Genomic DNA, 13175 nt, shown 5'->3' with positions numbered 1-13175 from the left:
TGACTTGCGTCAGCATTTCCTCCTCTGTAACCCTAAGCTTTTTTTCGCAACTGTGCGATGAAAAAACCATCAGTTAGATACTGTTCGGGGGTAATTGCCAAACAGCCATTGACCACGATGTCTTTACATAGATGGTCTAAGGCAACTTGCTCAAAATCAGGATGGCTCTCAAGAAAGGCTTGAATCACCTCTTGATTTTCTTCTGCTATGATGGTGCAAGTACTATATGTTATTATACCACCTTTTCGTAGGGTTTGACAAACGCTGGATAGGATATCCAACTGCACAGCCTTAAGGGACTCAAAGTCTTGGAGATCCTTGTTATATTTGATATCGGGTTTCCGACGAATGAGTCCAATTCCTGAACAAGGTGCATCCACTAAAATCTTGTCAAAACTATCAGCTGGAAAGACTTGATGTACCTGACTAGCATCCAGTTTCTGAGTCTTAACCTTATCAGCTAAGCCAAGACGTTGTGCATTTTCTTCGATAAGAGCAAGCTTATGATCATAGAGGTCAAGCGCCGTCACATGTCCACTCGTCAAATATGAGGCCATATGGACAGTCTTACCACCAGGTGCCGCACAGGCATCCAGGATTTCTTCCTCACCTTGAATCCCTAAAGTTGGCGCAACCAGTTGACTGGTCTCATCCTGAATGGTCAACAAGCCCTCTTTGAAATAATCTGTCCCAGCAAAGTAACCTGAAGACTTAACAAGCCCGACTGGGGATAATACTGAACACTCAGCCCCAGTGGCGTCCGCAATCTCTTCCAAACGTGACGCATCCGTTACACGCACACTAGCCTTGTTTCTCACAAAAAGGCTTTGGAAAATAGCAAGGGCACGATCCTCTCCATACTGGTCGATAAGTTTTTTAACCAACCATACAGGTAGAGAATACTGAACAGAATAGCGTTTATTGACACGTTTGATTGTGCTTGGATCTGGCAAAGGCTGGCTAGATAGTTTACGAAGAACCGCATTGACCAGCTTCTCAGCCCCCTTTTTATTGCCACGATTTTTAGCAATAGAAACGGCATCATTAACCACCGCATGGGCTGGAATCTTATCTAAATAGGCCAACTGATAGAGGCTCAAAAGCAATAAGTCATAGACCCAAGGTTCAAGCTTGTCACGGTCCTCGATGACATGGGCTAGGACCCACTCCAACGTAATCTTACGAGCTACGGTCCCATAGACAATTTCCGTCACCAAGGCCTTGTCCTTATCTGTCAGATGCGACTTGCTCAGATGGGCATTGAGAGCAATATTTGAGTAAGCTCCTTCCTGGAAGACTTCTTCTAAGACTTCAAGTGCCTGTCCACGGGATGTTTTTTTCCAATCATTGGCCAAATGCATCACCTACTTCAAGATTGCGTCCGACCCCATTAAGGAAATCAGCAATAGCCATACGGGGTTTTCCTGCAGGCTGAACTGTCTTAAGTGAAATGGCTCCTTGACCAGTCGCAACTACCAAACTCTTCTTGGTCTTTTCAATGATATGACCAGCCTGTCCTTGACCTTCTACCAAGTCCGCTTCATAAATTTTGAAACGTTTGCTGTCAAACAAGGTATGTGCCACAGGCCATGGGTACATACCACGGATTTGATTGAAGATGTCACGAGACGATTTATTCCAATCAAGACGCTCCTCTTCTGGACTAATATTTGGCGAAAATGTTACCTGACTGGCATCTTGAGGAACAGGTTTGATTTCGCCAGCAATATAGGCAGGCAAGGTCTCAAGCAAAAGGTCACGACCCAAGACGGCCAATTTTTCAAACATGGTACCAACATTATCCTCGTCAAGAATTGGCAAGGCCTTTTGGCTAACCATGTCACCAGCGTCCATCTCCTTGACCATTTCCATAATTGTCACACCTGCTTCTGCATCCCCATTGATAATGGCATAATGAATAGGTGCCCCACCACGGTATTTTGGCAAGAGAGAAGCGTGGACATTCACCGCAAAATCCATGCTATTAAGCAACTTGCTTGGTAAAAATTGTCCATAAGCTGCAGTAACAATCCCATCAGCACCAAGTGCCATCAATTGCGCCATTTCTTCTGACCCTGACAATTTTTCCGGTTGATAAATTGGCAAGTCATGCACCAAGGCTACTTCCTTGACCGGTGTCATGCGAATTTCTTTTTTACGGCCGACAGCACGGTCTGGTTGCGTCACCACAGCAACAATATCGTAACGCTCATCTGTCAAAAGTCCTTCCAGCACTGTCGCTGAAAAGGCAGGCGTTCCCATAAATACTAATTTTGTCATATTCTTCCTTTTCTAGATTAGGTAAAATTCTGAGGTTCGTGATCGATAATCAAACGCAGGTCCTTGTTTTCAGGTTCCTGAGTCATGTCAAGGACCCTATTAAGCGTTTCTTCCAAGTTATCCTCAAAACGGTATTTGATAATAATCTGATAATGATAAAGGTTATGTGTTCGAGCAATAGGCTTAGGCGTTGGCCCTAGGAAGGTCACCTTGTCTGACAAGTGCTCTCTTAAATAAGCCATAACCTCATAGCTCTTGCGGACGACAAACTCTTCATCCTTGTGAGAAAGCGTGATTCCTACCGTATAAAAATATGGCGGATAGGCCAACTGACGTCGAATCCCCATCTCATATGCATAGAAAGCTTCATAATCCTGTTGTTGCGCAAACCGAATGGCATAATGACTAGGATTATAGGTTTGAATAATAACTTCCCCTTCCTTGTCAGCACGACCAGCACGACCAGCCACCTGAGTCAAAAGCTGGAAGGTACGCTCAGCCGAACGAAAATCTGGTAAATTCAAGGACGTATCTGCATTCAAGACCCCTACCAAGGTGACATTGGGAAAATCCAAGCCCTTGGCAATCATCTGAGTCCCAAGCAAAATGTCAGCCTTACCATTTCCAAAAGTCTCTAAGAGTTTCTCGTGAGCACCTTTCTTACGTGTCGTATCAACATCCATACGAATCACTCTGGCTTCTGGCAAAAGATCCGTTAACTGGTCATAGGCCTTCTGTGTCCCAGTCCCATAATAGCGAATCTGACGACTCTGACAGTTGGGACAGACATGTGGTATTGCTTTTTGAAAATCACAATAGTGGCAATTCATGGTCTTGGTATCCATGTGCAAGGTCAGTGAAATATCACAATTCGGACAATCATCCACATAGCCACAGTCACGACACATGACAAAAGAGGAATACCCACGACGGTTCAACATCAATACGACTTGTTCCTTACGTGCCAAACGTTCCCTGATTTTTTCCAAAAGAGGTGGTGTAAAATCACTCGCCTCTTGACGGCCCACAAAATCCTTGAAGTCCACCACTTCCACCTGTGGAATTTTAGCATTAGGATTAGCCCTTTGTGTCAACTCAAGAAAATGGTAAACCCTTTTCTGAGCTCTCGCCCGTGTCTCAATAGAGGGTGTTGCCGACCCAAGGACAAGCACAGCTCCATGACTCTTAGCCCTAAGCAAGGCAACATCTCTTGCATGATAGCGAGGATTGGATTCCTGCTTATAGGTCGCCTCATGTTCCTCATCGATAATGATAGCTCCGATATTGTCCAAAGGAGCAAAGATAGCCGAACGCGCTCCTACCACAACTTTTGCCTGACCAGATTTAACCTTACGCCACTCGTCAAATTTTTCACCGTCTGACAAGCCTGAATGCATAATCGCCACCAAGTCCCCAAAACGCGAAATGAAACGATTGGTCATTTGGGGTGTCAAGGAAATTTCTGGCACCAAGACAATAGCAGTTTTACCCATTGCCAAGGTCCTCTCGATAAGATGCAGGTAAACCTCTGTCTTACCTGATCCCGTCACTCCTTCCAATAAGAAAGGTTTGCCACCTTGTCCAATTTGGCGCGTCATTTCTTCAACAGCATGTGCCTGTTGAGCATTAAGCTCAAGAAAATCTGTCTTTTCTACCTTTTCAAAGTAGCTATCGGCACGATTGACCTCAACTTCGGTGATGACCAAGGCACCAGCTTCAATGAAAAACTTAACCACATCTCGTGAAAAAAGCTTGTGGAGATCCGTCAACTTGCCAGACTCACTCTTTTCTAGCAAGAAGTCTCGCAACTCCAATCGTTTCTTAGCCCTTTGCGAAATAGCCAAAGTCTCGAGAATACCCTTTTGAACACTATAGTGCTTCTCAGTCTTGATATTCTGCTTATCTTTAGCCAGGTAATCAACCGTTACACGCCCCGATTGGACCAGACGAGGAATGGCTTGACGTTGTACCTCTGACAACTGCGAGAAAAGAATATGATTCTGCCCTTGAAGGAGAGTCTCTTTTTCCTCTTCACCCAGTTTATCAGTTGCCATGATAACCTTATCGTACTGCGAATTAAGGAGACCAGGTAGCATTGACTTCAAGATGGAAATCTTATAAGAAAAGACCGTATGTCGCATCTGATCAGCCAAATCCAGCTGTTCCTGATTAAGCACTGGCTCATAATCTAAAAGCTCAGCGATGGGTTTTAGTTCAGGAAAATCTCTTAAATTTTCCTGCTCTTCCAAGCCAATAATAAAACCTTGAAGTAGACGATTTCCTTTACCAAAAGGCACATGAACCCGCATACCGATGGCGATTTGTTCTTGCATGGCTTCCGGTACCAGGTAACTATAAGGTCTGTCCGTCTGCATCAGAGGAACGTCGACAATAATATGTGCTACTAAAACCATAAATTCCCTCCTGTCACTTCCTTAAGACCAGTATCTTCCAAGCTCAAGAAAATATGAGCTGTCTATTATCGTCATAAAGAAGGAAGCTGAGACACTATGCCTCAGCTCCCCTCTCCTCATAAACCAAAGCATGACTTTGATTTTAGATTTTATCGCCTTCTTCTTTTTCTTTAGCGATTTGTTCTTTGATTTTACGTTCTTCTTCCTCAGCAGCAAGACGTGCTTGAATCACTTTCAAACGTGCCAATTCACGTTTAGATTCTGGATCTGGGTGGATAGTCACATTACCAGATTCAATTTCTTCAAGGGCTTGAAGGGTTGGTTTTACTGACGTAAACTCTTGAGTTGGTTCAGCACCAGCGGCTAATTCATGGGCACGTTTGGCTTGCAAAATAACCAATGAATATTTTGAAGGCACTTTATCCAAAAGTTTGTCAATAGAGGGTTTCAACATCATAATTCTATACCTATTTCTAATTTATTTATCTGATAATTTCTTTTCTGAAATCATATTACGATAGCGACCAATCACACGGTCAACTCGGAAGTGTTCTGCTTCAATAACACGTTTGACACGCTCAGCAGCCAAAGGCACTTCGTCATTAACAATGGCATAATCGTATTCGCTCATAAGAGCAATCTCTTCACGCGCACGCTCGATACGTTGAGCAATAACTTCCTCAGAATCTGTCCCACGACCAACCAAACGTTCTTGAAGCTCGTTCAAATCCGGTGGTGTCAAAAAGATGAAGACAGCATCTGGGACCTTTTTCTTAACCTGAAGGGCACCTTGAACCTCGATTTCAAGGAAAACATCAATACCTTTATCCAAGGTTTCATTAACATAAGTCAAAGGTGTTCCGTAGTAGTTACCCACATACTCAGCATATTCCAACATTTGACCATTACGAATAAGCTCTTCAAATTCCTCACGCGAACGGAAGAAATAATCCTTTCCATCAACTTCACCAGGACGTTGAGCACGTGTGGTCATTGATACTGAGTATTCAAATTTATGGTCAGGTGTTGAAAAAATCTCCTGACGAACAGTTCCTTTTCCGACACCAGAAGGCCCTGAAAAAACAATCAAAAGTCCACGTTCAGACATGTCTTCTCCTTAAACTAAGATTAAAAATCTTCTTATGACTCACCTTAAAAAAGAGAAAACAATCATCTCTTTTTTTTGGTTTAGGGGTTGTTCAGTGATTAAGTTACAGCTCACTTTTCAGAGCATGCGTTTTTCCTTACTATTTTACCAATAAAAGCGACTTTTTTCAAGGTGAGGACACCATTAAAAAGAGTGAATTCCTTTTCTCAGTACTCACTCTTTTTTAAATACTCTTTTAAACCAAACCAGTCAAGAGACCTTGCATGAATTCTTCTGAATGGAACTCACCAATGTCATCAATTTTCTCACCAAAACCAATTAACTTAACTGGAATATCCAACTCTTGGCGAATGGCTAGAACCACACCACCCTTGGCACTACCGTCCAACTTAGTCAAGACAAGGCCTGTGAGAGGTGTGATTTTTGAAAATTCCTTAGCCTGACTAAGGGCATTTTGACCTGTTGAGGCATCCAAGGCCAAGAGGGTTTCATGAGGTGCTTCTGGAACCACACGTTTGATAATACGACCAATCTTTTCAAGCTCTGCCATAAGATTGTCTTTATTTTGCAAACGCCCCGCAGTATCAATCATAAGGACGTCAACTCCCTCAGCAAGGGCCTTTTCCATACCGTCAAAGACCACTGAAGCTGGGTCAGCCTTCTCAGCACCAGTCACTACTGGCACATCAACACGGCGTCCCCACTCAACCAACTGAGCGACAGCTCCCGCACGGAAGGTATCGGCAGCAACAAGCATGACTTTTTTGCCTGCTTCTTTGTATTTATGTGCCAACTTACCAATAGAAGTTGTTTTACCAACCCCGTTAACACCAACAAAAAGCATGACTGTCAAACCATCTTGGAAATTAATCTGCTCCTTGTAGACATCATCCTTCTCGTAGATATCTACAAGTTTTTCAATAATCAAGCGTTGCAAGTCCTCAGTCTTTTTGACATTTTCAAGGCGGGCTTCATAGCGCAAATCTTCCGTTAATTGCGTTGCAACATTAACCCCAACATCGGAAAGAATCAGCATTTCTTCCAATTCTTCGAAGAACTCCTCATCAACACGACGGAAATTCGCAAAGAATTCATTCAAGCGAGCAGCAAAACCAGTACGCGTCTTCTTGAGGGTACGGTTATATTTTTCTTGTTCTGTTTCAGTTTTTGAAACCTGAACTTCTTCAGGTTTTTCCTCAACTTTACGGGTTTGAACGGCTTCAAAAGTGACAGTTTCACCTTTTTCTGCAGCAGCAGCTACTTGAGCCTTCTTAGCATAGTAATCAGCCATGACATCCGCAAAGTGGTTATCCACAGCAACTTGACTTTCTTCTGACTCTGAAACACCTTCTGCTTCGCTTGAAGCCTGATTATCAACAGAAAGGTCTTCGTCAGAAGACGCTACTTCACTTCCTTCTGTCACAGTAGAATCACTTGATTCAACAGATTCTTTGGATGAAATCTCTTCTACTTGAGTCTCTGACTCGCTAAGCTGTTCTGTTTGACTCTCGCTTATCCCTTCACTTGTTGACAAGTCTTGATTATCAAGAGCCTCAGTTTCTGAAATTTCGTGATTTGCTACAGTTTCCTGTGACTGGTTTTCCTCTTGTCCAAATAATCGATCAAATAGACCCATTTGGTTCTCCTTATTTCTCTAGAATATATTTGTGGATGGCCTCAGCCACTCCAGATTCCTCATTAGTTTTTGTTGTTACTGCCTTGGCAACAGCCTTGACCTTGGGAACAGCATTCGCCATAGCCACACCAAGACCAGCCCACTCCAACATTGTCAAGTCGTTTTCCTCGTCTCCCATAGCCATGACCTGACTTTTATCCAGAGCAAGGTAATCAGTCAAGAGTCTCAAACCTACAGCCTTATGAACACCTTTAGGCATGACCTCTAGGATAATTTCACGAGACTTAAAGACCTCAAACGCTTGGTGTAAATGGTCAGGTATTTTTGGAATTTGAGCATCCAAAAACGCTTCCTCACAGACCGTAACTACCTTATTATAGACGATATTTTCAGGAATGTCATCAATACTCTCCACATCAACGAAGGTCAAGGTAGGATTAGCCTGACGATAGAGAGAATGATTGCCTTTACTTGGCACACCATAGACAATGCCATCACTGATAACATCCATCGGAAGCCCCAGAGGCTCAAAAACAGCATAAATCTGCTTTAAATCTTCTTGACTCATCTCTTTCTTTATGAGGATATCCCCATTATTACGCTGAACTAAGCCACCATTGAAGGTCACACTATAGTGCTTATCATCCAACAAGCCCAAATCTTCCAAAATATGAGTAATGGCTGGCAGAGGGCGACCAGTCGTAATGACCACATGAACCCCCTTAGCTTCTGCCGCTTTCAGAGCAGCTCTATTTTCAGCTGTTACTTGCTTATCCTTAGTGAAGAGTGTCCCATCTAGGTCCAAGGCCAATAATTTAATCTCAGACATCTGAGTCCACCAATCCTTCCATGTAGTCAAAGACTGCACCGTCTTTATGGTGACCAATCACTTCGTCAGCTACTGCCTTAATCTCATCGCGGGCATTTTCCGTAGCAACCGCATGCCCAGCAAAGGTCAACATCTCCATATCATTGAGATTATCACCAAAGGCTACAACATCTGAAGCTTGACGCCCCAACTCTTGACAAAGATGGTAAAGACCAAAGCCCTTGTCCACACCTTTAAGGATAATATCCATAGAATCAAAGCCAGTTGTCACAGCTGTCATATCCTCAAAAATCGTGTTGAGGTAGTCACCACGTTCCATAATGGTATCCCCTTGGAACTTAGCAGTTACCTTGAAAATATCATCTGTAACCGCTTCAAGGTCCGTTGTCATAACATTTTCATAGTAACGTTCCATGGCCTTAAGATAGGCTGGATCTGCATCGTTTGGAGCATAGGCACCACGACGTCCCGACAAGAGAATTCCCTCGCAAGTTGGCAAGGCTAAAGTCGTATCTGCAATTTCCAAATAATCTTTAGGTTCTAGCTTGGACTCAAACAGGACTTCACCCTTGTACTGAACCAAGGCCCCATTCTCCGCAATAATAGCAATGCGGTCCACAAACCCATCAAAAAGCTCCTCCAAGGCCAAGAGAGCTCGACCAGAAGCTACTGTAAAAACGTAATCTTCAGCTTCACACGCATCCAAAAGGTTTTCCAAACGTGCCTTATCATAGGCACCAAGATGGTCTAGAAAGGTACCATCCATATCTGTTGCTAAAATTTTCAAAATAATCTCCCTTCAGGTCGAATATACTTGCCCCTATTGTACCAAAAATAGGAATATAAGTTTGGGAAAAGCCAAAGAAATTAGAGAAAATATGGCATTTTACTTGCAAATCCAGCATTTTAGTTGTATCATTATGGTAGTACAAAAATAATGCTATTATACTTTTAGAAAGGAGTCTCTTATGGCTTGGACATTTGATGAAAAATCACCAATTTATCTCCAAATCGCCTATCGCGTCAAACTGAAGATAGCTTCCAAGGAATTGAGTATGGGACAACAACTCCTACCCGTTAGAGAATTTGCTCAGGAAGCTGGGGTCAATCCTAACACTGTACAAAGAGCCTTCCAAGAACTTGAAAAAGAGGGGTTGGTCTACTCTGCCCGTACCTCTGGTCGCTTTGTTACCGAAGATGAAAAACTAATTGATCAAAAACGACACGAGATTGCCCAAAGTCTCATGAAAAACTTTGTCACTGAGATGACAGCCATTGGTTTTAGCTCACCTGAAATCAAATCTATCATCACTGACTACATCGAACAAACAGGAAAGGACTTGTAGACCGATGACTGATATTGTAACTTTAACAAATCTCACCAAGACCTATAATGGTATTCCAGCCCTTAGAGATGTGACCATGTCCATCCCTTCTGGTAAAATCATTGGTCTCTTAGGACCAAACGGTAGTGGTAAAACAACCCTAATCAAAATTTTGAACGGCCTCCTTCAACCGACTTCAGGTTTAGTGACCATTAATGGATTTCAGCCGTCACCTATCACTAAGGCGCAAGTGGCTTATTTGCCTGACACAACCTATTTAGATGAAAGTAAGACAATACAGTACTACTTGGATTTCTTCCAAGACTTTTACGCTGACTTCCGCTATCCTCTTGCCTTGCAACTCTTGCAGGATTTAATGCTCCAGCCTGATTTGCGCCTTAAAGACCTCTCAAAAGGTAACAAAGAAAAAGTTCAGTTGATTTTGGTTATGAGTCGTGAGGCTAAACTCTATCTCCTCGATGAACCTATTGGTGGTGTCGATCCCGCGTCACGTGACTACATTCTTAAAACCATCATCAACCAATACTCTGAAGATGCTTCTGTGATCATTTCAACCCATTTGATTGCAGATATTGAATCCGTCCTAGATGAAGTTGTCTTCTTAAAATACGGTCAGATTGAACTTCAGGGTGATGCTGATAATATCCGTCAAGCCCATGGCAAATCTATCGACAAACTCTTTAGAGAGATGTTCCACAACTAGGAGGTATGAGCATGTTTTGGAAATTAGTTAAATATGAATTACAATCGGTCCGTAAATGGTACCTTGGCATCTATGGTATTGCCATCCTACTCTCTATCCCCTTGGGTTTAATGCTTCGAAAATCTATTTTTGTAACTGAACAGAGCCACCAAGAACCTAGTCTACTCTTCTTTGCTTTCTTCACACTGATGGTTTTTGCTACCATTATCGTATGGGGAACCATTTATATAGCGACAATAGTCCTCATTGTCAGACGCTTTGCAAAGACTGTCTTTGGGAGAGAAGGTTATCTAACCAATACGCTCCCAGTTTCTGCTCACCAATTAATCTTGTCTAAACTCTTGGTAGCCTTTATTTTAGATATCATTTCATCACTCGTTATACTCCTTTCGATTGGAATTATAGCTGCTTTCTGCCTTGATATGAAAGATATCCTACTAGCTACCAGCTACTTTGGCCAGATCCTAAAAGAGATAGGCGCTTTCTACCTCTTCATCCCTTCTACAATCTTGTCAATGATTGCTGGTATCCTTTTCTATTACCTCTGTATTAGTATCGGAAATCTCTTCAACACTAACAAAGTTCTTATGGGATTTGTCGCCTATTTTGCCATTCAGGCTATCCTATTCTTTATTGGTTTCTTCTTTGGAATCGGTGCAGCCTTGACCGGAGATGCAACAAATACTGCAATTAATAACTCGTCATATATCTTTAGTCTAGTTCAGTCTCTCATTCTCATCGGAGCAAGTTACTTTGGTACCTACTATATCATGACCAAACGCTTAAATTTAGACTAAAGAAAAACCGTGTTCCTTCTGGAACACGATTTTTTTTGCATTGAAAAGACTTATTTACTTTGTTCTTTACGATAAGTCTCGATTTCGGCCTTGTTACCCCAAACAAAGTGTCCTGGACGTACTTCAACCATTTCTGGTTTATCGACAGAATAGTCGTGTTGGTTTGGATCATAAACCTTCAAGACTTTCTTACGTTCCAAGATTGGGTCTGGAATAGGAACAGCAGACAAGAGTGACTTGGTGTAAGGGTGGATAGGATTGTTGTAGAGTTCTTCTGTCTCAGCAACTTCCACGATTGTCCCCTTGTAAATAACAGCGATACGGTCAGAAATGAAACGGACCACTGACAAGTCGTGAGCGATAAAGAGATAGGTCAATCCCAACTCTTTTTGGAATTTCTTAAGCAAGTTCAAAACTTGGGCACGAACTGACACGTCAAGGGCTGAGATGGGTTCGTCAGCGATAACCAGATCAGGTTGCATGACCAAGGAACGTGCAATCCCAATACGTTGACGTTGTCCCCCAGAAAATTCGTGAGGGTAACGTGTCAAGTGCTCCTCAAGAAGTCCCACTTCTTTGATGATTTTCTTGATTTTAGCTTTACGATCTTCCTCATCCTTATAGAGATGGAAGTTATGCAAGCCCTCAGACAAGATATAATCGACTGTTGCACGTTCATTCAAACTAGCCGCAGGGTCTTGGAAAATCATCTGGATACGACGGATAAGGTCGTTTTTCTCAGAGTGAGACAAGTGTCCATTGATTTTCTTACCGTCAAAAATAATCTCACCATTACTTGTATCATTTAGACCAATAATGGCACGCCCGATAGTAGTTTTACCACTACCAGACTCACCAACGAGGGAAAAGGTTTCACCCTTGTTGATGAAAAAATTAGCATTGTGGACAGCAACGAATTTCTTGCTTCCTTCACCGAAGGAAATCTCCACATCTTTTACTTCAACTAACTTCTCAGGCATTGCCTTCCTCCTCATCTCCTAAATGTGCAAATCCCATATTAGTACGGATTTTTTCATGTAGATTTTGGATAACCTCAGGTTTTTCAACTTTTGGTGCATCCTCATGTAAGAGCCAGGTCTTAGCCCAGTGAGTATCTGAAACTTGGAATTGTGGTGCTTTTTCCTCGAAGTCAATTTGCATGGCATAGTCTGAACGCAAGGCAAAGGCATCTCCAACAACTGGTGTATAAAGTGATGGTGGTGTCCCTGGAATAGAGAAAAGCTCACCCTTATCGTCAGCCAACTGTGGCAAGCTTGAAAGCAAGCTCCAAGTGTATGGGTGACAAGGCTCATAGAAAATTTCCTCAACCGTTGCGTACTCGATGATTTCACCAGCATACATAACAGCAACCTTGTCAGCGATACTTGCTACCACACCAAGGTCATGGGTAATGAAAATCACTGAGAAACCATACTCCTCTTTGAGTGATTTCAAAAGGTCAATGATTTGAGCTTGAATGGTCACATCAAGGGCAGTTGTTGGCTCGTCACAGATAAGGACATCAGGACGACAAGCCAAGGCAATGGCAATGACGATACGTTGACGCATCCCACCAGAGTATTGGAAAGGATATTCGTTGAAACGTTTTTCAGCATCAGGAATACCAACCTTGTCCATGTAATCAATGGCCATTTTTTTAGCTTCTTTGGCTGATTTTCCTTGGTGTTTGACAATGACTTCAACAATTTGGCTACCGATAGTCTTAATTGGGTCAAGACTGGTCATAGGATCTTGGAAGATAGTTGCAATCTTAGCTCCACGAATTGCTGCCCAATCTTGGTGACTCTTAAGCTTGGTCAAATCTTGGCCACGATAATCAATAGAACCACTAGCGACACGACCATTTTCTTCAAGCATCCCTGTGAAGGTCTTGGTCAAAACTGATTTACCTGAACCAGACTCACCAACCAAGGCTAAAACTTCACCTTCAACCAAATCAAGGGAAACCCCTCGAATAGCTGTCAAAACACGGTCACGAACGTCAAATTCCACGACGATATCGCGAGCCGATAATATTACATTTTTATTTTCTGTCATATTG

At 42.6% G+C, this 13175-nt stretch carries 13 protein-coding genes; 3 read left to right on the top strand and 10 right to left on the bottom strand.

Features of this window, described 5'->3' with window-relative positions:
- Positions 1 to 32: 32 nt before the first annotated feature.
- The 8 genes from rsmB to HMPREF1517_RS09860 form a co-directional block, all read right to left on the bottom strand.
- Positions 33 to 1355 (bottom strand): 16S rRNA (cytosine(967)-C(5))-methyltransferase RsmB, encoded by a 1323-nt coding sequence (gene rsmB, locus HMPREF1517_RS09895; protein ID WP_037601834.1) that lies wholly within the window; start codon positions 1353 to 1355, stop codon positions 33 to 35.
- Positions 1345 to 2280, bottom strand: a complete 936-nt coding sequence (gene fmt, locus HMPREF1517_RS09890) for a methionyl-tRNA formyltransferase (RefSeq protein WP_037601766.1) — start codon at positions 2278 to 2280, stop codon at positions 1345 to 1347. Before fmt ends, rsmB begins: the two co-directional genes overlap by 11 nt.
- Positions 2281 to 2297: 17 nt before the next feature.
- Positions 2298 to 4694: a primosomal protein N' gene (locus tag HMPREF1517_RS09885; RefSeq protein WP_037601762.1), complete on the bottom strand. Its 2397-nt coding sequence runs from the start codon at positions 4692 to 4694 to the stop codon at positions 2298 to 2300.
- A 142-nt stretch (positions 4695 to 4836) separates the two neighbouring features.
- Positions 4837 to 5151 (bottom strand): DNA-directed RNA polymerase subunit omega, encoded by a 315-nt coding sequence (rpoZ, locus tag HMPREF1517_RS09880; protein ID WP_002886855.1) that lies wholly within the window; start codon positions 5149 to 5151, stop codon positions 4837 to 4839.
- Positions 5152 to 5172: 21 nt separating this feature from the next.
- Complete coding sequence (gene gmk / locus HMPREF1517_RS09875) at positions 5173 to 5802, bottom strand: guanylate kinase (RefSeq protein WP_002884259.1); 630 nt, start codon at positions 5800 to 5802, stop codon at positions 5173 to 5175.
- 235 nt (positions 5803 to 6037) lie between these two features.
- A complete protein-coding gene (ftsY, locus tag HMPREF1517_RS09870) occupies positions 6038 to 7438 on the bottom strand; it encodes a signal recognition particle-docking protein FtsY (RefSeq protein WP_037601759.1) in 1401 nt (466 codons plus the stop codon).
- 10 nt (positions 7439 to 7448) lie between these two features.
- Entirely contained in the window at positions 7449 to 8267 is an 819-nt protein-coding gene (locus HMPREF1517_RS09865) for a Cof-type HAD-IIB family hydrolase (protein ID WP_037601756.1), read from the bottom strand.
- On the bottom strand, positions 8260 to 9054 hold the full coding sequence (locus HMPREF1517_RS09860) for an HAD-IIB family hydrolase (RefSeq protein WP_037601753.1): 795 nt from the start codon (positions 9052 to 9054) through the stop codon (positions 8260 to 8262). The genes HMPREF1517_RS09865 and HMPREF1517_RS09860 overlap by 8 nt, the downstream gene beginning before the upstream one ends.
- Before the next feature lie 181 nt (positions 9055 to 9235).
- Here HMPREF1517_RS09860 and HMPREF1517_RS09855 point away from each other — a divergent pair, with 181 nt between their 5' ends.
- The 3 genes from HMPREF1517_RS09855 to HMPREF1517_RS09845 are packed head-to-tail and all read left to right on the top strand — an operon-like array spanning position 9236 to position 11113.
- Positions 9236 to 9613 (top strand): GntR family transcriptional regulator, encoded by a 378-nt coding sequence (locus HMPREF1517_RS09855; RefSeq protein WP_022496273.1) that lies wholly within the window; start codon positions 9236 to 9238, stop codon positions 9611 to 9613.
- A 4-nt stretch (positions 9614 to 9617) separates the two neighbouring features.
- Complete coding sequence (locus HMPREF1517_RS09850; RefSeq protein WP_037601748.1) at positions 9618 to 10316, top strand: ABC transporter ATP-binding protein; 699 nt, start codon at positions 9618 to 9620, stop codon at positions 10314 to 10316.
- 11 nt (positions 10317 to 10327) lie between these two features.
- The gene (locus HMPREF1517_RS09845) at positions 10328 to 11113 is read left to right on the top strand and encodes a hypothetical protein (protein WP_037601745.1); all 786 of its coding nucleotides are present in this window, start codon (positions 10328 to 10330) and stop codon (positions 11111 to 11113) included.
- A gap of 50 nt (positions 11114 to 11163) precedes the next feature.
- On the opposite strand, the gene HMPREF1517_RS09840 is transcribed toward HMPREF1517_RS09845, so the two are convergent.
- On the bottom strand, positions 11164 to 12093 hold the full coding sequence (locus tag HMPREF1517_RS09840; protein WP_021143812.1) for an ATP-binding cassette domain-containing protein: 930 nt from the start codon (positions 12091 to 12093) through the stop codon (positions 11164 to 11166).
- Positions 12086 to 13171 carry an ABC transporter ATP-binding protein gene (locus HMPREF1517_RS09835; protein WP_037601740.1) on the bottom strand — a complete coding sequence of 362 codons (1086 nt, stop codon included), beginning with the start codon at positions 13169 to 13171 and terminating at the stop codon, positions 12086 to 12088. Before HMPREF1517_RS09835 ends, HMPREF1517_RS09840 begins: the two co-directional genes overlap by 8 nt.
- Positions 13172 to 13175 lie beyond the last annotated feature (4 nt).

The organism is Streptococcus sp. ACS2, from assembly GCF_000525585.1.
GTDB lineage: Bacteria > Bacillota > Bacilli > Lactobacillales > Streptococcaceae > Streptococcus.
This window is presented reverse-complemented; position numbering and strand designations above follow the sequence as displayed.

Bases quoted from the DNA above. Each gene is read 5' to 3' on its own strand.
- fmt (WP_037601766.1), bottom strand. From the start codon at position 2,280: ATGACAAAATTAGTATTTATGGGAACGCCTGCCTTTTCAGCGACAGTG.
- HMPREF1517_RS09885 (WP_037601762.1), bottom strand. From the start codon at position 4,694: ATGGTTTTAGTAGCACATATTATTGTCGACGTTCCTCTGATGCAGACG.
- rpoZ (WP_002886855.1), bottom strand. From the start codon at position 5,151: ATGATGTTGAAACCCTCTATTGACAAACTTTTGGATAAAGTGCCTTCA.
- gmk (WP_002884259.1), bottom strand. From the start codon at position 5,802: ATGTCTGAACGTGGACTTTTGATTGTTTTTTCAGGGCCTTCTGGTGTC.
- ftsY (WP_037601759.1), bottom strand. From the start codon at position 7,438: ATGGGTCTATTTGATCGATTATTTGGACAAGAGGAAAACCAGTCACAG.
- HMPREF1517_RS09865 (WP_037601756.1), bottom strand. From the start codon at position 8,267: ATGTCTGAGATTAAATTATTGGCCTTGGACCTAGATGGGACACTCTTC.
- HMPREF1517_RS09855 (WP_022496273.1), top strand. From the start codon at position 9,236: ATGGCTTGGACATTTGATGAAAAATCACCAATTTATCTCCAAATCGCC.
- HMPREF1517_RS09850 (WP_037601748.1), top strand. From the start codon at position 9,618: ATGACTGATATTGTAACTTTAACAAATCTCACCAAGACCTATAATGGT.
- HMPREF1517_RS09845 (WP_037601745.1), top strand. From the start codon at position 10,328: ATGTTTTGGAAATTAGTTAAATATGAATTACAATCGGTCCGTAAATGG.
- HMPREF1517_RS09840 (WP_021143812.1), bottom strand. From the start codon at position 12,093: ATGCCTGAGAAGTTAGTTGAAGTAAAAGATGTGGAGATTTCCTTCGGT.
- HMPREF1517_RS09835 (WP_037601740.1), bottom strand. From the start codon at position 13,171: ATGACAGAAAATAAAAATGTAATATTATCGGCTCGCGATATCGTCGTG.